This window comes from Ancylothrix sp. D3o, from assembly GCF_025370775.1.
Classification (GTDB): domain Bacteria; phylum Cyanobacteriota; class Cyanobacteriia; order Cyanobacteriales; family Oscillatoriaceae; genus Ancylothrix.
Window position 1 is genome coordinate 110,962 of the sequence record NZ_JAMXEX010000006.1, and the last position, 19,131, is coordinate 130,092.

General features: G+C 42.6%; 16 protein-coding genes. 10 read left to right on the forward strand and 6 right to left on the reverse strand.

What is annotated here, in order from left to right; all coding sequences use genetic code 11:
* Positions 1-130: 130 nt before the first annotated feature.
* Genes trxB through NG798_RS13420 form a run of 4 tightly spaced genes read left to right on the forward strand, consistent with a single transcriptional unit; the run spans position 131 to position 3,131 of the window.
* A complete protein-coding gene (gene trxB / locus NG798_RS13405; protein WP_261223929.1) occupies positions 131-1,495 on the forward strand; it encodes a thioredoxin-disulfide reductase in 1,365 nt (454 codons plus the stop codon).
* A gap of 43 nt (positions 1,496-1,538) precedes the next feature.
* Entirely contained in the window at positions 1,539-2,678 is a 1,140-nt protein-coding gene (locus NG798_RS13410; RefSeq protein ID WP_261223567.1) for a glycosyltransferase family 2 protein, read from the forward strand.
* Complete coding sequence (locus NG798_RS13415) at positions 2,665-2,913, forward strand: glycosyltransferase family 2 protein (protein WP_261223569.1); 249 nt, start codon at positions 2,665-2,667, stop codon at positions 2,911-2,913. Before NG798_RS13410 ends, NG798_RS13415 begins: the two co-directional genes overlap by 14 nt.
* A 56-nt stretch (positions 2,914-2,969) precedes the next feature.
* On the forward strand, positions 2,970-3,131 hold the full coding sequence (locus tag NG798_RS13420; protein ID WP_261223571.1) for a hypothetical protein: 162 nt from the start codon (positions 2,970-2,972) through the stop codon (positions 3,129-3,131).
* Here the strand turns inward: NG798_RS13420 and NG798_RS13425 are convergent.
* Positions 3,128-4,528: a glycosyltransferase gene (locus NG798_RS13425; protein ID WP_261223574.1), complete on the reverse strand. Its 1,401-nt coding sequence runs from the start codon at positions 4,526-4,528 to the stop codon at positions 3,128-3,130. The genes NG798_RS13420 and NG798_RS13425 overlap by 4 nt on opposite strands.
* Before the next feature lie 144 nt (positions 4,529-4,672).
* Between NG798_RS13425 and NG798_RS13430 the strand changes: the two genes are divergently transcribed.
* From NG798_RS13430 to NG798_RS13440, 3 genes are all read left to right on the forward strand, one after another.
* On the forward strand, positions 4,673-5,236 hold the full coding sequence (locus NG798_RS13430) for a hypothetical protein (RefSeq protein WP_261223576.1): 564 nt from the start codon (positions 4,673-4,675) through the stop codon (positions 5,234-5,236).
* A 369-nt stretch (positions 5,237-5,605) separates the two neighbouring features.
* Positions 5,606-7,720, forward strand: a complete 2,115-nt coding sequence (locus NG798_RS13435) for a TIGR00300 family protein (protein WP_261223578.1) — start codon at positions 5,606-5,608, stop codon at positions 7,718-7,720.
* A gap of 148 nt (positions 7,721-7,868) precedes the next feature.
* Complete coding sequence (locus NG798_RS13440; RefSeq protein WP_261223579.1) at positions 7,869-8,435, forward strand: cold shock domain-containing protein; 567 nt, start codon at positions 7,869-7,871, stop codon at positions 8,433-8,435.
* A gap of 34 nt (positions 8,436-8,469) precedes the next feature.
* Here the strand turns inward: NG798_RS13440 and NG798_RS13445 are convergent, their stop codons facing one another.
* A complete protein-coding gene (locus NG798_RS13445) occupies positions 8,470-9,036 on the reverse strand; it encodes a YIP1 family protein (RefSeq protein ID WP_261223581.1) in 567 nt (188 codons plus the stop codon).
* Positions 9,037-9,110: 74 nt separating this feature from the next.
* Between NG798_RS13445 and NG798_RS13450 the strand changes: the two genes are divergently transcribed.
* Positions 9,111-10,127: a hypothetical protein gene (locus NG798_RS13450; protein WP_261223583.1), complete on the forward strand. Its 1,017-nt coding sequence runs from the start codon at positions 9,111-9,113 to the stop codon at positions 10,125-10,127.
* A 54-nt stretch (positions 10,128-10,181) separates the two neighbouring features.
* Here the strand turns inward: NG798_RS13450 and NG798_RS13455 are convergent, their stop codons facing one another.
* Positions 10,182-11,927, reverse strand: coding sequence for an N-acetylmuramoyl-L-alanine amidase (locus tag NG798_RS13455; RefSeq protein WP_261223585.1), 1,746 nt, complete (start codon positions 11,925-11,927; stop codon positions 10,182-10,184).
* 371 nt (positions 11,928-12,298) lie between these two features.
* On the opposite strand from NG798_RS13455, the gene NG798_RS13460 reads away from it, so the two are divergent.
* Both NG798_RS13460 and NG798_RS13465 read left to right on the forward strand, forming a co-directional pair.
* Positions 12,299-13,936 (forward strand): CTP synthase, encoded by a 1,638-nt coding sequence (locus NG798_RS13460; RefSeq protein WP_261223587.1) that lies wholly within the window; start codon positions 12,299-12,301, stop codon positions 13,934-13,936.
* Positions 13,937-13,975: 39 nt separating this feature from the next.
* Entirely contained in the window at positions 13,976-14,194 is a 219-nt protein-coding gene (locus tag NG798_RS13465) for a hypothetical protein (protein WP_261223589.1), read from the forward strand.
* A 51-nt stretch (positions 14,195-14,245) separates the two neighbouring features.
* On the opposite strand, the gene NG798_RS13470 is transcribed toward NG798_RS13465, so the two are convergent.
* From NG798_RS13470 to NG798_RS13480, 3 genes are all read right to left on the reverse strand, one after another.
* Positions 14,246-15,139 carry an ROK family protein gene (locus tag NG798_RS13470; RefSeq protein ID WP_261223591.1) on the reverse strand — a complete coding sequence of 298 codons (894 nt, stop codon included), beginning with the start codon at positions 15,137-15,139 and terminating at the stop codon, positions 14,246-14,248.
* 152 nt (positions 15,140-15,291) lie between these two features.
* Complete coding sequence (locus tag NG798_RS13475) at positions 15,292-17,532, reverse strand: tetratricopeptide repeat protein (RefSeq protein ID WP_261223593.1); 2,241 nt, start codon at positions 17,530-17,532, stop codon at positions 15,292-15,294.
* Positions 17,533-17,599: 67 nt separating this feature from the next.
* Positions 17,600-19,054, reverse strand: a complete 1,455-nt coding sequence (locus tag NG798_RS13480; protein WP_261223595.1) for a glycosyltransferase — start codon at positions 19,052-19,054, stop codon at positions 17,600-17,602.
* Positions 19,055-19,131: the final 77 nt, after the last annotated feature.

Here is a 19,131-nt window from a genome sequence, read left to right on the forward strand (position 1 = left end):
GGCCGGTGGGGCGGCTGTCCCGCCTGCCTCCCTGTCCAGAAAGTCGCCTGTGACGAAAATCACATCCCATAATCAACAATAAGCCTTATAATAAACGTAAGTCGAAGTCGTTATGAGTTTAAGTAAAACTATGGCAAACGTAGAAAACTTGGTGATTATTGGTTCCGGGCCGGCAGGCTATACAGCAGCGATTTATGCCGGTCGGGCCAACCTCAAGCCGGTGGTGTTTGAGGGCTACCAAATGGGCGGTATCCCAGGCGGTCAGTTGATGACTACGACTGAGGTTGAGAATTTCCCTGGTTTTCCTGAAGGTATCACCGGCCCCGCGTTAATGCAGCGCATGAAGGCTCAGGCCGAACGCTGGGGAGCCGAATTATATACAGAAGATGTGATATCTGTTGACCTCACACAGCGTCCCTTTACCGTAAAGTCGGAGGAACGGGAAGTTAAAGCCCACAGTATTGTGATTGCTACTGGCGCTACTGCCAAACGCTTAGGGCTACCAAGTGAGCATACATTCTGGAGTCGCGGGATCTCTGCTTGTGCGATTTGCGATGGTGCGACACCGATTTTTAAGGGCGTAGACTTGGCGGTGATTGGGGCCGGTGATACGGCGGCGGAAGAGGCAATTTATCTCACAAAGTATGGCTCCCACGTTAATATGTTGGTGCGTACTGATAAAATGCGAGCTTCTAAAGCAATGCAAGATCGGGTTTTAAGTAATCCGAAAATTACTGTGCATTGGAATACGGTGGCGGTGGATATTTATGGAGATGTTGCTAATGGCAGAATGGATGGAGTTAAGTTAAAAAATACCCAGACTGGTGAGGAAAAAGATTTGCCGGTGAAGGGGTTATTTTATGCCATTGGTCATACTCCAAATACGCAGCTTTTTAAGGGTCAATTAGAGTTAGATGAAATTGGCTATGTGGTAACAAAACATGGCTCTGTGGAAACGTCTGTGGAAGGTGTTTTTGCTGCGGGAGATGTGCAAGATCACGAGTTTCGACAAGCGATTTCTGCGGCGGGTACTGGATGTATGGCGGCGATGTTAGCAGAACGTTGGTTATCGGTTAATAATTTAGCTCAGGAATTTAAACAAGCAGAGGAAGATCACAAGCCTGCTGAGCCGGTGAATGAGCAAAAAGCGGATACTGCGGAGACTTTTGAAATTACAACAACCCGCCATGCTGGAGGCTATGCGCTGAGAAAATTGTTCCATGAAAGTGACCGTTTAATTATGGTAAAATATGCGTCACCAACTTGTGGCCCTTGTCATACTTTGAAGCCAATTTTGGGTAAGGTTGCTGAGGAGTTTGATGGCAAAATTCACTATGTGGAAATTGACATTGAACAAGATCAAGATATTGCTCAAAATGCTGGGGTGACTGGTACTCCGACTGTGCAATTTTTCAAAGATAAGGAGTTAGTGACGGAGTTTAAGGGTGTTAAGCAAAAGAGTCAATATCGGCAAGTGATTGAGAGTCATTTGTAAGTTGTAGGCTGGGCTTTGCCCAGCATTTTTTTATTATAGGCTTATGAAGATTTCGTTTTGTGCTATTGTTAAGAATGAAGGGGCGAATTTACGCCGGTGTTTAGCTAGTGTGAAACCTTATGTGGATGAGTTAGTTGTGGTGGACACCGGCTCTACCGATGATACGGTAGAAATAGCGCGAGAATTTGGAGCCAAACTTGGTTATTTTGAGTGGTGTGATGATTTTGCGGCTGCTCGAAATTATGCGCTTTCTTTGGTGACTTTTGATTGGGTTTTGGTGTTGGATGCTGATGAGGAGTTGGTTGTTTTTGAAGATTATTTTAGGGAAAGTTTAATTGATTGTAATTTGCTGGGATATACGTTGCAAAGAAGGGAAGCTTCTCAACCTGATGGGATGACTCCTTTGCATACTTTGCGATTATTTCGTAATCTTCCTGAGTTGAGGTTTGAACAGCGTTTTCACGAAGATTTGAGGTATGAGAATAAACTTCTGAGGGCTGATAAAATTGGCTTTTTAGAATCTCTACGAATTTTGCATTATGGGTATGAAACAGCGGAGGTAAGATTTCAGAAAAGTCTTAATCGCAATATTCCGATTTTAGAGCGTATTCGTGCGGAAGAAGGGCTGAGTTTGATGTTGCTTTATTGTTTGGCGGGGATGTATGCAGACACTCAACAGCCGCTAAAAGCAATGGAGTGTTATCAAGAGGCTTTTGACAGGCTTTTTTTAAATTTGCTGGAGGGAAACCCGCCGGAAGATTTTAGGTTTGTGCCTTCGTTGCTTGTTAATTTGGCGGTACATTTTTTGCAAGAAAATAATTTTGAAGATCCGCAATTTTTGTTACAAAGAGGCTTAGAATGGTGTCCGAATTTTCCACCTTTAAATTATTTGGCGGGAGTGACTCATCGGGGCTTAGGTTTGACTGAGGAGGCGATTGCTTTTTTTGAGAATTGTATTAAAATAGGTAGAGAAAATTGCTACTATACCGGCGAGCCTTTTGATGGGGGATATATGACAATTTATCCGGCTTATGATATGGCTTGTGTTTTCAGGGAGTTGGGGCAATTAGAAGAGGCGCGGAAGGCTTTTGAGTTGGCGCTTAGTTTTGATGAAAATTTTGGGCCGGCAAGGGATGCTTTAGAAAAACTTAATCAAATTATAGAAGAAAATGACACAGTTTAGTTATCCAAAAATAGAGCCGATGACAAGCGAAAAAAGACCCTTTTGGTCGGAAATGATTCCGGCTTATAATAATACAAAATTTTTAGAACAAGCGCTGCAAAGTATTTTAGCTCAAGATCCGGGCCCGGATGAGATGCAAATTGAGGTGATTGATGATAATTCCACAAAAAATGACCCGGAAGAAATTGTTAGGAAAATTGGAAAAGATCGGGTGATTTTTTACCGGCATCCTTAACAAAAAAATCGGGCGATCATCACGCAATTTTTGCTTTTTATTTGGCAGGGTAGTTATTGCGGTCTGGAGATGTCGCCGGTGCGATTACTCAGATAAAAGAGGGACTAAAATGCAGTCAGTCTCAGGAAGTTATGCAACGTTTAGGTGCGTTGTTAGCGTCGCCAGAAAGTGAGCCGGTGTTGAGAGTTTTTGCAGATTTATTGCAAGCCGGTGGTTAATTCGTAAGTTCTGCAATACACTGTTTTAAACGTTCAGCCATTGTATAATTTTCCAGGTTTTTTTGCCGATTAATTTCGCTCTGCAAAAATGAAATAAATTCGGTAATTTGTTCGGAATTGCTGTTAGATAGGCTGAATAACCACGTTGTTTGTGCTTCCAATTCTTCGTCATTTAAAAAATAGGCTAAACCCAGATACCAATAGTTTGATATAATCGTAGAGTCAGCCTCAATTGCTTGCTCATAAAGTCTTGCGGCTTCGCCGAAATTTCCTTGTAAAAAAGCGTCATAAGCCTGCTGTTGAAAATTACAAATTTGGTTTAACCATTTTATCCATTCTTGTGCTCGCACCGGCCAAATGCAACAGTTATTAATATAATCCACTTGTTGTTTCAAGTGAGTTTCCAAATTGGGAGATTCTTTTAAAATACGGACAGTTTCGTTAATAAAAGAAGTTTGATAATTTTCGGGATTTTTCCAAGAAAGTAACGAGGCAAAACCGCTAGTTGTTTCGGGTAGTGCGCCTAAATTGCTGGTAATAACATAACATCCACTTGCCATTGCTTCCATGACTGCAATACAGGAAGTTTCAGGATAATGATTTGGATAAGCTAAAGCTGTAACTAACTTTAATTGACGGGAAAGTTCTGGCTGAGGGACGGAACCTATATACTCTATTCCTTCGGTTTCTTGGCATTTTTTGTAAAGCTCATTATACTGCTCATCTGCATTTGAAAGCTGGTAAACTTTCATGCTAGAAAACACTTTTAGCGTGGTGCCGGGCACAGCTTCGCGAATTTTGGGGAAAATTTCTACAAGGATATCTAACCCCCTAAACGGCGTACTGGTATAGGCAATAACCGGCGGTTTTGTTTTTTGAGAAACGATGGAAATGTCATTAGAAAAAAGGGCAGAAAAACTGGGAGAAATGGCATTGCGGAGAATAGCAGTTTTATTGAAATTGATATTAAACTGTTCTATATATTGCTGGCGTTGCCACTCGCTGACAAAGGCAAACGCATCATAACTTTCTCTTTCCTCTCTGTTTTGTAAAGCAGAAATTGCCGGTTGATCTGATGCGTGTTGCGTCCACAAAATGAAACGGGTATTTTTACCAATAAGAGGTTTAATTTTCGTCCCGGCTACCGCCATATTTAAAACAATTAAAACATCAAGATTTTGTAATAAATCATTAGCCACAATATTAATCGGCACACACATTACACCCCGCGATTTTTCCGCCATTGAAATGTTGTTCAATAGCCAAACTTCCTGTCCTTGTTGTGCCAAAGCTTCGGCGAGATAACAAAGCGCAGACTCGGAACCTCCCATTGGCATTTGATAAACGCTTTCTATGTTATAGTTTCTGTCGCTTAAGTCGAGAAAGGCAATTTTCATCTCAATTTATCATCCCTGAGCAATTTTTATATCATAATAACCCAAAATTTTCTCACAGTTCTGTTAAAAATGTTAAACCGGCCCCAAAATTGGGTAAACTTATTATCAGGGTGTCGCCGGCTGAAAATCAGCTTTTTTTAAAATATGCCAACTTATTTAAGCGGAATCAAGGAATTTATCGCCTCGTGGGATGATCCTTTTGTGGAAGAAAAAGAAGGCGAAATCATCCGAGAAAGTGCCGAGGGACACATTAACACCGATGGTACAACAGCTTGTTTTAATTCGCCAATTTTTACCCGTTATCATCGCAAGTTTAAACGTTCGCTGGAAGCAGGGATAAGAGAACTTGCAACCATTCTCATTTTAAAATTTAACTGCATTACTTATTCAAGTTGTCAAGGTCATTTTTCCACCGCTGATGCAGTAATGCGACAAAGATATGTGGGAGTTATCCCCCGCAATGACAATGAATACCAAAAAATTAAAAAGCTTTTCTTGAACTTAGCAGAACAAACTAATGCTCAAATTCCGGGTAGTTGTGTGCGGTTGTGGGTGGATGAAGATCAAGTAGACTCAGAAGAGTGTAGTTTGGCTTGTTTGCATTTATTTTTTGTCGGAGTGGATGCAGATGAAAAACGCTATTTTACAGATGTAGAAATCGTTTATAAAAAACTTTTAGAAAATCTTTCAACTTACCCCCAAGGTTGAAGGGCTACCGGCAGGACTGGTTTTTTTTTGGCAATTATGTTAAGGTTTTATGACAAAAGACCCCCACCCGCTACCAGTCAAAATTGACAATAACCAGAAATTAACAAAAAAATTTGCGGTTCAGTTGCTTTATTTCAAAACGATAGAAAGGCAAAAAAAGAAGCGGGATTTAAAATTGAAAACAGGAAACTCTAAAATGTAAGGTAAAAAACAGAATTAGCAGACAACAGCGTGTTAGGATAAAAAATTGGACTGTCTGCAATCAACCAGCCAGAATAAAATGCGCGGCTTTTTAAAGAAGGGGCCGGTGGCTGCTGGGAATAATGCACAGTTTAATAAAAGTTTGTTTCCTTATAACTTGGTTTCATTATGACGGATTCGATTCGCTACCTGATGTGTTCTCCTGATCATTACGATGTGGATTATGTGATTAATCCTTGGATGGAGGGCAATATTCATAAATCCTCGCGGGATCGCGCTGTTGAGCAGTGGCAAAAGCTTTACCACACCCTTAAAAATCATGCAATTGTAGATTTAGTTCCCCCACAAAAAGGCTGGCCGGATATGGTATTTACGGCAAATGCCGGCCTGGTTTTGGGTAAAAATGTTGTTTTATCGCGGTTTTATCATCCAGAACGGCAAGGCGAAGAACCGCATTTTAAAGAATGGTTTGAATCGCAAGGTTATAATGTTTATGAATTGCCGAAAGATTTGCCGTTTGAAGGTGCTGGGGATGCGCTTTTAGATCGGGAAGGCCGCTGGTTGTGGGCCGGTTATGGTTTTCGCTCAGAATTAGATTCGCATCCTTATATTGCCAAATGGCTCAATATTGAGGTAGTTTCTTTACAGTTGGTAGATCCGCGTTTCTATCACCTTGATACTTGTTTTTGTCCTTTGGCCGGCGGTTATTTGTTGTATTTTCCCCCGGCTTTTGATTTCTATTCCAACCGCATTATCGAAATGCGTGTGCCGCCTGAAAAACGAATTGCAATTTCTGAAGCTGATGCCGTTAACTTTGCTTGCAATGCGGTGAATGTTGACGAAATTGTGATTATGAATAAAGCAAGTCAGGATCTAAGAGATCGCTTGCAAGCCGTTGGTTTTCAAGTGCTTGAAACGCCGCTGACGGAGTTTTTAAAAGCGGGGGGTGCGTCGAAGTGTTTGACGCTGCGAGTCACAGAGCCGGTGCGCGAAGAAAGGCAGGCAAATGTGCCGGTGGAAAGTCGCGTCATTCGCATGGAAGGTCATTTGCTTGACTCTGGTTTAATTAGCCGTGCTCTCGACCGTGTGATGGAGTGTGGCGGCAGTTTCCAAGTGTTGAATTTTAACTTGGGTGAACAGCGCCAAAGTACATCCTCGGCTGAGGTAAAAGTATCGGCTCCTTCTCACGATGTGATGGAGGAAATCGTCGCACAATTGATCGATTTAGGTGCGGTGGCGCTGCCAGAAGAAGAACGCGACGCCAACCTGGAGCCGGTGGAAATGGACGGCGTTGGGCCTGATGATTTTTACGTTACAACGATTTATCCAACGGAAGTAAGGGTAAATGGTCAGTGGGTGCGGGTGCGCTATCAGCGTATGGATGGGGCAATTGCGATTACCTACGAGGGACAAACGCCGGTGGCTACCTGTAAATTACTTCGTGATCTCAAAGTTGGTGAGCAGGTGGTGGTGGATGTGGTTGGCATTCGCACGGTTCGCAAAAAAGAATCGCGTGAACAGCGAAATACTCAGGAATTCACGTTTATGTCGTCTGGGGTGTCCAGCGAGCGCCGCGTTGAGTTAGTTGTGGATCAGGTGGCGTGGGAGTTGCGCCAAATTCGGGATCGCGGCGGTAAAGTTGTTGTGACTGCTGGGCCGGTTGTTATACATACCGGCGGTGCAGAACATCTGTCATGGTTGATTCGTGAGGGATATGTGCAGGCGTTGCTCGGCGGTAATGCGATTGCGGTGCATGATATGGAGCAGTCGATGATGGGAACGTCTCTCGGCGTGGATATGAAGCGCGGGGTAGCGGTTCGCGGTGGCCACCGGCACCATCTCAAGACGATTAATACAATTCGCCGCTATGGAAGTATAGCTAAGGCTGTTGAGCAAGGTCTTCTCACAAAAGGTGTAATGTATGAATGTGTGAAGAACAATATACCTTTTTCGCTGGCCGGTTCGATTCGGGATGATGGCCCGCTACCGGATACGCAGATGGATTTGATTAAGGCACAGGAAGAGTACAGCCGCTTGATTGGCGGTGCTGATATGATTTTGATGTTGTCTTCCATGTTGCACTCAATTGGTGTGGGAAATATGACGCCAAGTGGGGTAAAAATGGTCTGTGTTGATATTAACCCTGCTGTGGTTACAAAGCTCAGTGATCGCGGTTCTGTGGAGTCAACTGGTGTGGTAACTGATGTTGGTTTGTTCCTGAGTTTGTTGGTGAAACAACTTGAACAGTTAACGAGTCCTTACGCCGTTGCTTCTGCTGTTTAATATGTGGTTTTTTGGGTGGGGTTCAAACTCCACCCAAATTAAATTTATGCTGAAATAAAGCATCGGGTTGGGATATCCTGCGGGCAGATTTAAAATTGCTAGATTATGATTTAGAGAAAATTAAGGCCGGTCGCTCAATGGAGGCTTTATGGAGAATCGAAAACAGCGGGGTATTTTAACTTCATGGAAAGATGATAAAGGTTTCGGTTTCATCAAACCCGATAGGGGAAAGGCAGAGGTTTTTATACATATCAGCGCCCTAAAAGGATCGGCTCGTCGTCCGCGAGTGGGGGATGTTATTTTTTATGAGTTAGCCACTGCGGATCATGGTAAAGTTCGCGCTTGTAATGCTTCTATTCAAGGGGTTGTTTCTGAACCGGCAGCGCGAAAGCATAAAAGGAAAAATGACAAGTTGTTTCCCAAATCTTCTTATCTTAGTGGCATAGCTACGCTCGCTATTTTGGGAATTATTTTTACTCAACTTCGGAATTTTCAATTCAATACATTTCTTAGACAATTCGCTCCGATTCAATCTGTAGTAAAACCCGCTTGTATTATCAAGGGTAATATTTCCCAAAGCAGCGGTAATAAACTTTATCACGTTCCTGGGATGGAGGATTATGGAAACACTGTTATTGATTTGAGTCGTGGAGAGCGGTGGTTTTGCACGGAAGCAGAAGCAATTCAAAATGGATGGAGAAGAGCGCCAAGATAAAAGAAAGTGTAAAATTGCCAAAAAACGTAAATAATTAAAACCTTTTCACCAATTCTTGCTCAAAAACTTGCACAAAACCGATAGCTAATTGAATCACCGGCCACCCCACTAAACAAATAAAAGCCGCCAAACGAGTTTTAATATCTAAACCTTGCCGAACAGCCACAATAACTGCAAGCAAACTCCAAACTGATAAAATTAATTCTATAGGCCGGCCCAATAAAGGAATCACCGTTAAAAAATTTAATACTTGCGGCGCATAAGCAAAGCCAATCGGAATTAATAAATCTTGGTAAGAGACATGATTGGGTTTAAGCTTATCACCGATTAAATTAATGCTAAATGTCCAAAAATAGTAACCCCCGATAACGCTAAGCCCATCCAATACCAGGGCCAAAAAAAGAATAAAAGGTTGAGCAAGATTTATTAACAAAATAATAGCACTTCCCAAAACGTGAGAAAAAGCGGCTAAAATTACAATTGTTCGGGCAATGCGTTGATTTTTGGGAGTGTTCCTAGCCGCTTCATAAAAATCGGCATTCAAAATAAGTGCGTTCCAAAGTGTGGTTTTAAAATTGGTTTTTATGGGTTTGTCTTTCATGGGTTCCTCGGAGGTTGCAATAGCTGATAACTTTGATAGAATACTACGAACCTGCATAGTTTAAATTAAGTTAAATGCTGCAATTAATTGGCCGGCTGCTTGGGTGGCTGCGGGGTGGAACGTTAAATCTGTTGGGGATCGGCTTGGTGATTTTGCTGGTGTGGGGAATCACTTCGCCGGTGGGAACATTGGTGTGGTGGTTGGGGGAAGGTGCAGAGTCTTTAGGACTGCGAAAAAACCGGCCTAAAAATTTATTACCACCCAGTAGCAAAACAACACCAGCGCCACAAAAAGCCGGTGATAAAGACAAAACTTGTTATATTATTTTTCTGCCTGGAGTGGGTGATTTTTCTGCCGATGAATTAACACCAGGCGAAACCTATTTTTTAGCTCGTTTAGTTCAGCTTCACCCCAATTGTGTAGCGGTTTCTGATGTTTTTCCCTATTCTGCGGCGAATAGAAGTTTAGGCGGTGGAAGACCTTTAGCTCAGTTTTGGCAGTTTGCAAATGATGCCACCGGCTGGCTGGGAGGAGCCGATATTTTAATTAAAATTCGTAATCTTTGGCGGTTTGCAATTTCTGCCGACTCTCGTTATGGGCCGGTTTATAATCAAGGCATTGCCAGCGCAATTATTGAGCGAATGAATGACGAAAATCCCGTTCCTGAAAACCCGAAACAACCGATTAAAATTCTGTTGGTTGGTACAAGTGGTGGTGTCCAAGTTTCTTTGGGGGCGGCGACTTATTTAAAACAGTGGTTAAGTTCCGAAATTACGGTTATTTCCATTGGTGGAGTTTTTGATGGAAATCATGGATTTGAATCTGCAAATCATGTTTATCATTTAAAAGGAAAACGCGATCCTATTGACAATATTGGTGCTATTGTTTTTGCTTCTCGTTGGTCTTGGGTGGTCGGTTCTCCTTTTAATATGGCGCGACGCCAAGGCAAATATACTGAGCAAATTAGCGGCCCACACGGCCATGATGGGCCCCAAGGTTATTTTGGCGAAGATGTTGCTAAATCCCCTGATATTACCTATGTGCAATTAACGGTAAAAGAAGTGGATAAATTGCCGGTTTGGAAGCCGTAGGGCGATGTTCTGCCCACCATGTCGAGGCCGGTGGGCAATGGCTACCCTACAGTTTTACCGGCTTTCTGCAACCCATTCAACAATGCCATCCGCCAACGCAACGGCTAATTTTTTCTGTTCTTCAGAATTGGTAATCCATTCAAACTCATAAGGGTTAATCATAAAGCCCAATTCCAACAACAAAGAAGGCGCTACAGCAGGTCGAGTTAAGGCTAAATTATTCCAAAACACTCCATAGGAAGGCCGGCCTAATTTTTCCACCAAATAATTCTGCAAAAACACGGCTAAACTGTGTGCTTGAGTATGATACCAAAACATCCCCACGCCTTTTGTATTCATCGCATCACCGTTATCCGGCAAGGCGTTATAATGAATACTCAAAGCCAAATTTGGCTCTTGTTTATTAATCATCGTTGCCCGATCTCCGGGTAACAAATCGATATCCCCTTCCCTCGTCATTAAAACAGTTGCGCCACGTTTAATTAACTCTTCTCGCAATAGTTTGGAGACAATTAAAGTTACTTCTTTTTCAGGATAACCATTCGGCCCCCGCGCCCCCGAATCTTCTGGCCCGCCATGCCCCGGATCAAGCATAATTGTCATGCCAGATAGCGGTTGATTGGGATTATTTGTGGCCGGTGCAGTTCGCAAGGTTAGCACCAATGTTGTGCCGCGATATTCTAGTTTATATCCCCATTGTTGCGCGGATTTTAAGTTAAAAACGTACTGCACTTGTTCGGGTGCTAATTGTTGCCAATCGAGGCGAGAAATCAAGGGGTTATCATCAAACCGAATGGTATCAGTTTGAGCCGTTGTGTTGTATAAAGTTAGGCTAAATGTATTCGTTCCCTGCTGTACAGAAACCGGCACAGCTACTTGTAAAGGAAATAATATTTCCATCCCCCCAGCTACCGGACGTGATGTGACACTGCGAATAATTGATTTTGGTGGAACTGCTGCTTTAAAAATTCGCGTTTCTCCACTTTTTATCCATCCACCATAATCTAAACGCAACCATTCTCCCTCGCGTCCGGTAATAATTGCCTGTGTTCCTTTGGGTAAGGGGGTGAGGCGAGAATGATCAGTGCTGGGGCCGGTTCTGGCTACACCGCTATCAACTGTTACCTCGGCAATTTCTATTTCTGCCGGTGATAATATTGTTACGTTTCCGGGTGCACTTTGGGTAATTGTTTGGCCGTTTAATGTTAATTGGAATTGAGGTTTACCTAAATTTCCGGGGGCGGAAGCGCTGGCGCAACCTTGATATTTTCCTGCTGTGGTGGTGGGTTGATTTGTGTCGGTTAAAACAGCAGAATTGGGGGGAAGTTCGACTTTTTGGGTGGGGAAAAGGGGGATACTTTGACCGGCTAATTGCACAGAAACTTGGGCGTTGGCCGGTGCAACTGCACCAAAACAAATTAATTCCCCTGGTTTCCGATAAATATCAACGGCGGGAGTTAAAGAATCTTTGGCAAATGCTAATCCCACCGGCATCACCGGCAAAGTCGATTCTCGCGTTACTTTGATTTGTAATTCTTGATTTTGATAGCGCAAACTAAACAAATTTTCGCCCATTTTTAAGGGAAAAGTTGGGGCAAAATGACCCCCCGGACTGCGCTCTATTTTTTGATTGTTTACTAGCACTTCTCCGCCTGGGGGTGCACTGCCAATTAAAAAAATTCGATCCGAATTGGTTGTGTGATTTGGGGAGGGATAGGCCACAAATAAACCTTGTTGAGCATGAGCCGAAGAAACGCTGATCATAGAACCAATTAAAGCCAATCCTAGAATTTTTTTCATGGCGTAACCTTTAAACACCTTAGCTAAAATCTTTCCTGCCAATATAGCAGTAATCCGCACAATCATAAAAATGGGGGATAGGCAAGAATGTAACAATACTGGGCCGTAGGTAAAAAAAGGAGAGACAGTAAAAAAGTCTGTCAGAAAATTTTTATTATAAATTTTTTTGAGCAAATTCTCCCGGCAGAGGGTAAAATTAATAATAACGTCAGAAAACCTCTGCAATAGAGAGTCATGGTTGTTTGCCAATCACCAGATGTGTCGCTTTGTGCCGGTCACAGCATCCAAGTTAGGCGGCTGCAAACTGTAACCGACTGTGGCACAATTGAGAGCAGGCGTAGGGCGTAGAATTGTTAGGTCAAAAGAATTTTATGACGAAATTTGTGTTTGTCACCGGCGGAGTTGTCTCCAGTATTGGTAAAGGAATTGTTGCGGCTTCTTTGGGCCGGCTGCTGAAATCAAGGGATTATTCGGTTTCAATTTTGAAGCTTGATCCTTATATAAATGTCGATCCGGGCACCATGAGTCCGTTTCAACATGGTGAAGTTTTTGTGACGCAAGATGGCGCCGAAACTGACCTTGATTTGGGACACTATGAGCGTTTTACAGAAACTTCTATGTCGCGTTTAAATAGTGTTACCACCGGCAGTATCTATCAAGCAGTAATTAATAAAGAACGTCGCGGTGATTATCAAGGCGGAACGGTACAGGTGATTCCTCATATCACCAATGAAATAAAAGAACGCATCCGGCGTGTTGCAAAAAACACTAATCCTGATGTAGTTATTACCGAAATTGGTGGCACAGTTGGTGATATTGAATCGCTGCCTTTTTTGGAAGCAATTCGTCAATTTCGTAAAGATGTGGGGCGAAATAATGTGTTATATATGCACGTTACTTTGCTTCCTTGGATTCCCGCAGCCGGTGAAATGAAAACAAAACCAACGCAACACTCAGTTAAAGAATTGCGTTCAATTGGCATTCAACCGGATATATTAGTGTGCCGGTCTGACCGGCCTCTGCAACCGGGAATGAAAGATAAACTCTCAGAATTTTGTGATGTGCCTCCCGAATGTGTGATTACGGCGCGAGATGCCAGCAGCATATACGAAGTACCCCTAACTCTGGAACGAGAAGGACTCGCACAACAAGTGCTAGAGTTGCTGAATTTAGAACAGCGGCAGCCGGATCTCAGCCAGTGGCAAACTTTAGTAGAACGTTTGTATCAAGGCGGCGAGCGCGTTGAAATTGCCATTGTTGGTAAATATGTGAGATTAAACGACGCTTACTTATCCGTTGTTGAAGCTTTGCGTCACGCTGGCATTGCCGCCGGATGTGAGCTAAGTTTGCGTTGGGTAAACTCAGAAGACATCGAAACAAACGGTGCTCAAACATATTTGGAAGGCGTGCAAGGAATTCTCGTTCCGGGGGGTTTTGGCATTCGCGGTGTTGATGGAAAAATAGCTGCGATTGAATACGCTCGTCACAACAAAATTCCCTTCTTGGGATTATGTTTAGGTATGCAGTGTTCAGTAATAGAATGGGCACGGCATATTGGCGGTTTAAAAGATGCAAATAGTGCGGAATTTGACCCGCATACAACAAATCCTGTCATTAACTTATTGCCAGAACAACATGATGTGGTGGATCTGGGGGGAACAATGCGTTTAGGTTTATATCCTTGCCGCGTTGCACCAGATAGTTTGGCGTTTAAAATGTATCAACAAGAAGTGGTTTATGAACGCCACCGGCACCGTTATGAATTCAACAATGCTTACCGCAATTTATTCTTAGAAAGCGGCTTTGCTATCAGTGGAACTTCACCGGACGGGCGTTTGGTAGAAATTATTGAATTGCGCGACCATCCATTTTTTATTGCCACGCAATTTCACCCAGAATTTCAATCTTGCCCCAACTCGCCACACCCTCTGTTTCAGGGGTTTATCGAAGCTGGCCTCCAGCAATTGCAACCTGAGCCAGTACGTCAATTAACGGCGGAAGTATTTTAAGGGAATGATAGCACCGCTACCGAAAGATGAGGGGGTTTTGTGGCGTACTGGATCAAAATTAATTACGAACGGGATAAACAAACCCACGTCATCGATCTGGAGCGCTTAGCTGCTTTTTCTCTTTCTTGGAATGGCCGTGTAACTATTTATTTACCGAATGGCGAACCCCTCGTTGTAACTCAGCAAAGTGACCCAGAATCTTATCAAAAAGTTTTGGATTACATTGAAAAAACGACGGGGTTTGTCATTAGCCATTAGTCACTGGGGGCAGGCGCAGGATCACAGTGCTTATCTTAGTGTTTTTTTTGACTAATGATTTATTAGCTGCCACGCTAATTTAGCCGCGCCTACCATACCGGCAGTGTTACCTAATTCGGCGGTTAAAATTTGCAAATCTGACCGGCATTCTGGGATAACTCGGCGCTCAATTTCTCCCATTGTTGCCGGTAAGAAAAATTCTGCACTCGCCGCAACTCCGCCGCCTAAAATAATCGCTTCGGGTGTTAAAACATAAATTAAACTTGCTAAACCGGCCCCTAATTGATGGCCATAGGTTTCCCAAAATTCTAATGCTTGGCGGTTGCCGGCTTTCGCTGCGTGGCCGAGTTCCGCCGGTTCTGTGCTGGTGCGGCGGCGAATGGCTTGGACAGAAACGTGCTGCTCTAAAGATCCCCTATTGCCGCTGTGACATTCTGCACCATATAGGTCAATTGTGATTAAACCAAGTTCTCCAGCGGCGCCGGTGTGGCCGGTGAATAACTTCCCATTAAGTATAATTGCGCCGCCAACACCTGTACCTAATGTGAGCATGATTAAATTTTGAAAATGCCGACCGGCCCCTAACCAAGCTTCGCCAAGGCCGGCACAGTTGGCATCGTTGGCTAAGATCACAGGCCGGCCGGTGTTTTTTTCCAGCCAGTCGGCAAGGGGTACATTGTGCCAGTCGGCGAGATTAATGGCGACTTTGGCAATGCGTCCCTTTGCATCCACCGGCCCCGGAGTCCCGACACCAATGGCGACGCATTCTTGCTGGGGATCTAGTTGGGAAATGGCCTCTGCCATGACTTGAAAAACGGCGTTAGGAGTGGCCGGATGAGGGGTGGGAATGCTGAGGTTTTGGTGACAAGTTCCGCTGTGATCAAAACGGCCTATTTTGATTGCACTTCCGCCTAAATCGATGCCTATGACTTCTTTCTTTTTCATGGTTATTTGATATGCTTTTTGTTTATTCTACTTTTTTTTGTGACAGGGAAGTTGTAAAGGAAAAAATAGGGGAAAGAAAAAGAGGGTTTTTTGAACCGCAGATTAACGCAGATGGACGCAGATAGGTTATTTGTTTTGGAGATCGTTTGGTTTTAGTTGGTAACCAAACGTTCATAAAATTTTTCTAAGGTTTTAATCGGTTTTAAATCATCCCAAAGGAGGTTTTCGTTAGTTTTTAGGCGTTCAAGGATGTTATTTTTCCAGAGGGTATCGGTACCTAAACGGACGGCGATTTCTATGTAGTCGGCTTTTTCTTTGGCGATCAGGGAAGTTAGGTTGAGCCTTTTTAAAATTCCGTAGGAATGTCTGCCTCGCATTAGTTCCCCTGGATAGGTGACAACCGGCAAATTACAGGCTAAAGCTTCTAGGGTTGTGTGTCCGCCAGACCAGCCAAAACTGTCTAAATAAATATTAGAAATTAAATTCAAATTCCAGTAATCATCTTGATTGAGTTTGGGTAAGATTACACAATAATTATCAGCGTTGAGGTTATAGTTAGCAAAAGCGCGTTTGATTCGTTGTTTAAATCGTTCGGCTATAGCGGTGTTGGGGCGGGCTATAAATACAAATTGGGCTTGGGGGACTCGCTGGGCAATAGCTGCAAATACTCCGTCATATTGAGGTAAGTATTTATGGAATGTTTGGCAGCAAAGATAGACAACCCCATCGTTACGGAGTTGAAAGTCTGCACGGGTTTTTGTGGGTTGGGGGAGAACCGGTTTTGCGTAGGAAATACCAAGGTTTGGCAGTAAAACTACTTGTTCTGAATAATGTTGTTGTGGGTTTGCCGGCTCCATTAATTCGCTTGATAAAAAGTAATCAATAGTTGGCAAACCGGAGGTTTCTGGATGCGCCCACGTTGTACACTGCACCGGCGCAAGTCTCATCGCTGCTAGAGGAGTTATTTGAGCTTGTTGTCCAATATCAATATAGGTTAAAATATGCAGGTTATCGGCTAAAATTTCTTGAGCAAGTGTTTCGATATCTGTAAAATTTTCTGAGAATTTATGGCTGTGTTTTTTGAAGGTTTCGGTATATTCATCGCGGCGCGTGTTTAAATAATAGCAATAAATTTCAAACTTTTCTGGGTTGTGATGGCGCACCCATCCAAGGCTTAGTTTTCCAACAGTATGCCCCCAAAAACAACCGGAAACATACCCTATGCGAATTTTGCCATTTTCGCCTACGGGCGGCATTTTTCTAGGTTGTACCCATTGGGGGTAATTGCCTGCAACAATTTGATGTACCCAGTTACCGTATTGTTTTTGTAAGTCGAGGTCATTATAACCTTGGGCAGCTAAAAAAAAGTTGGAATGTTGGCTAATTCCTGCTAAGGCATTTTGCTTATCTTCTTCGGTTTTTAAGGGCGTTTTTTTGATGAAGTTTGTTAATTCTTCGCTATATCGAGTGCGGTAATATTCAATTTCTTGGTAGTTATTATAAATAATCGGCAAGGTTAAGTGATAGATAAATTTAAACAAAATTTGTTTAGGAAAAATTTTTGACGCGGTTTCGGCAATTTCTATTACTTCGTGGGGGTTGCCGGTTTCGCCTAAAACTCCTATTAACCCAAGATACAATTCAGCAACTTTGGGGTAAAGTCTAATCGCTTTTTGGTAAGTTTTTATGGCTTTTTCATATTCTTCGAGTTTTTGATAGCTCTGTGCTAAGGCTTCGTATAAATTTTCTTCGCCTTTTTGGTGTTCTAAAAATTTTGTAAAAATTTCAATTGTTTCTTGATATCTTTGATGTTTATAAAAGTAATTTCCTGCATATAATAAGGCTTCCTCTGGCTCTTTTTTCAACTCCCTAACAATTTCCAGGTTTTGCAAAATTTCCTCGTCTCCTGGTTTGAGTTGCAAGGCGGTTTCATACGCCTCCATTGCCTCATCAATTTGGCAGCGCAGCACAAGCACATTTCCCATATTTACATAACTGCCAAACTGATCGGGATCTGCTAGAATTCCCTGCCAGAAAATTTCTTCGGCGCGTTCAATATTACCGACAGATAGATAAATATTTCCTAAATTGTTATAAGCATCACTCCAGCTTTCATCTAGGGCAATTGCATCTTTGTAAGCTTGCGCCGCCAGCCCCGGATTACCTAATTCTTCTAATACCAAACCCAGCGTATAATAACCTCTGGCATTCAGAGCGTTTTCTTGAATGCCATTCACCAGCAACTCTTTAGCTTCTTGATAGCGCTGAGTCAGATAATAAATCACGGCTAAATTTTGCAAAGCTTCAGGGCTTGTTGGTTCGGTTTGCAAAATTTTTTGATAGGTTTTTTCGGCTTCTTCAAGATTGCCGGTGTTGGGGAAATGAGCGTCCATATAAATTTAGGAGAATTGTTAGTAATTATAACATTTTTTTGGAAATCTAACTTATAGTTTGCATTAACTAAGGCAAAAACCGAATATTGTTGAGATTGTTTAACTGATAACACGGTACACCGGCAGCAAGCGCTTTGTTAATCGTTTCATTTTGTAAAGCAATTTGACCTTTAATTTGAGGTAATAATACCTGCCATTGTTGGGGAGAAAGGCTATCATCAATTAAATTAATTTCTGGCGCATCGGTTTCTTCCAGATTGTATTCCATGAACAAATTCATCATAATTCCTGATAAGATTAATGTCGCATCTTCCTGGGGAAAAGAGCCTGTGTACACCAGTAAAGCGATCTGATTTTTATCAGGATGGCTGAGAATCTGTTGAAAAACAGCGCTTAATTCTTCGCATAACAGTTCTTCTGGTTGATTCCAATCAGGAAAAATAATTAAGTTAATGTCTTTTAAAAAAATGCCTTCGGGTAAAGATGGGGGAAGCAAAAATTGCTCGGTGTCAGCATTAACAAATAATTGAGCTAAACCTGGTAATAATTGGCTTGATTCAGGTTTATTTAAAACCTCGGCAAATGCTTTTAAAACTTGGGCAGATTGACAGCCTTTTAAAGCTTCACGAATTTGAGCAATTGCTGCCGGTATTTCATTGTTAGCAAGTAAACCTTGGGCGAGGTGAAAAGCAAACATTGCTTGGTATTCTTTGGCTTGTTGTAATAACTCATCGGCAAAAAAATCGGGTAGAAACTCTTGAGTGATTTCGATAGATTTGAATAACTCCGAAATATTTTCGCCGGTGCGAATCAAGCGGTTGCTGGTAGAAGTTGGATGAATGCGATAACAGGCGAGGGGTTCCGGTTCATACCAAAGCTGATTATGGGCGCTAATGCGCTTCCACATATCCCAATCTAAGGCATATTTTAAGTCGGGATGAAAGCCACCTAAACTTTCATAAACGCTGCGCCGAACCACCACCGCCGGACACATCATTGCACAAGAAACAAGAATTTTATTTAACCCTTCAGATAAAAAACCGGCCTGGTAACTTTCCAAATTAGAAAGATATTGCCAGTTGCCCAATTCATCCATATAAATATTGCGGCAAAAGGCAGTATTAAGGGTTGGTTGTTGTTGGATAACCTGACGAAATCGGCTATAAAATCCGGGCAAAATTCGGTCATCTTGATGTAAAATATGCACCCAATAACCCTTAGCGCGTTGGATGCAGCTTGTCCAATTACCGCTGATGCCAAGGTTGTGAGGATGCCGATAAAAATTTACTCTTCCTTTGCCAATTTCCTTAACAATTTTTTCGGCAGTATTTTGAGTTGAACAATCATCAACCACCTCAATTTGCATTTCTTCAATGCCGGGATCTTGGGATAAAATACTTTCGAGGGTTTCTGCTAAAAATTCTGAAGGATTATAAGTAGGAATCATTACAGACCAAAACGGTCGTTTTTCACCTTCTGGGATAGGTTGAATAAGCGGATAAATTGATGATTTTTTACTCATAAAGGAGGGTAGGCCGGTTTAATATATCATGTCCGATTTCGGGGGTTATTTTTTTAACTGCAACATGACCCCAGATG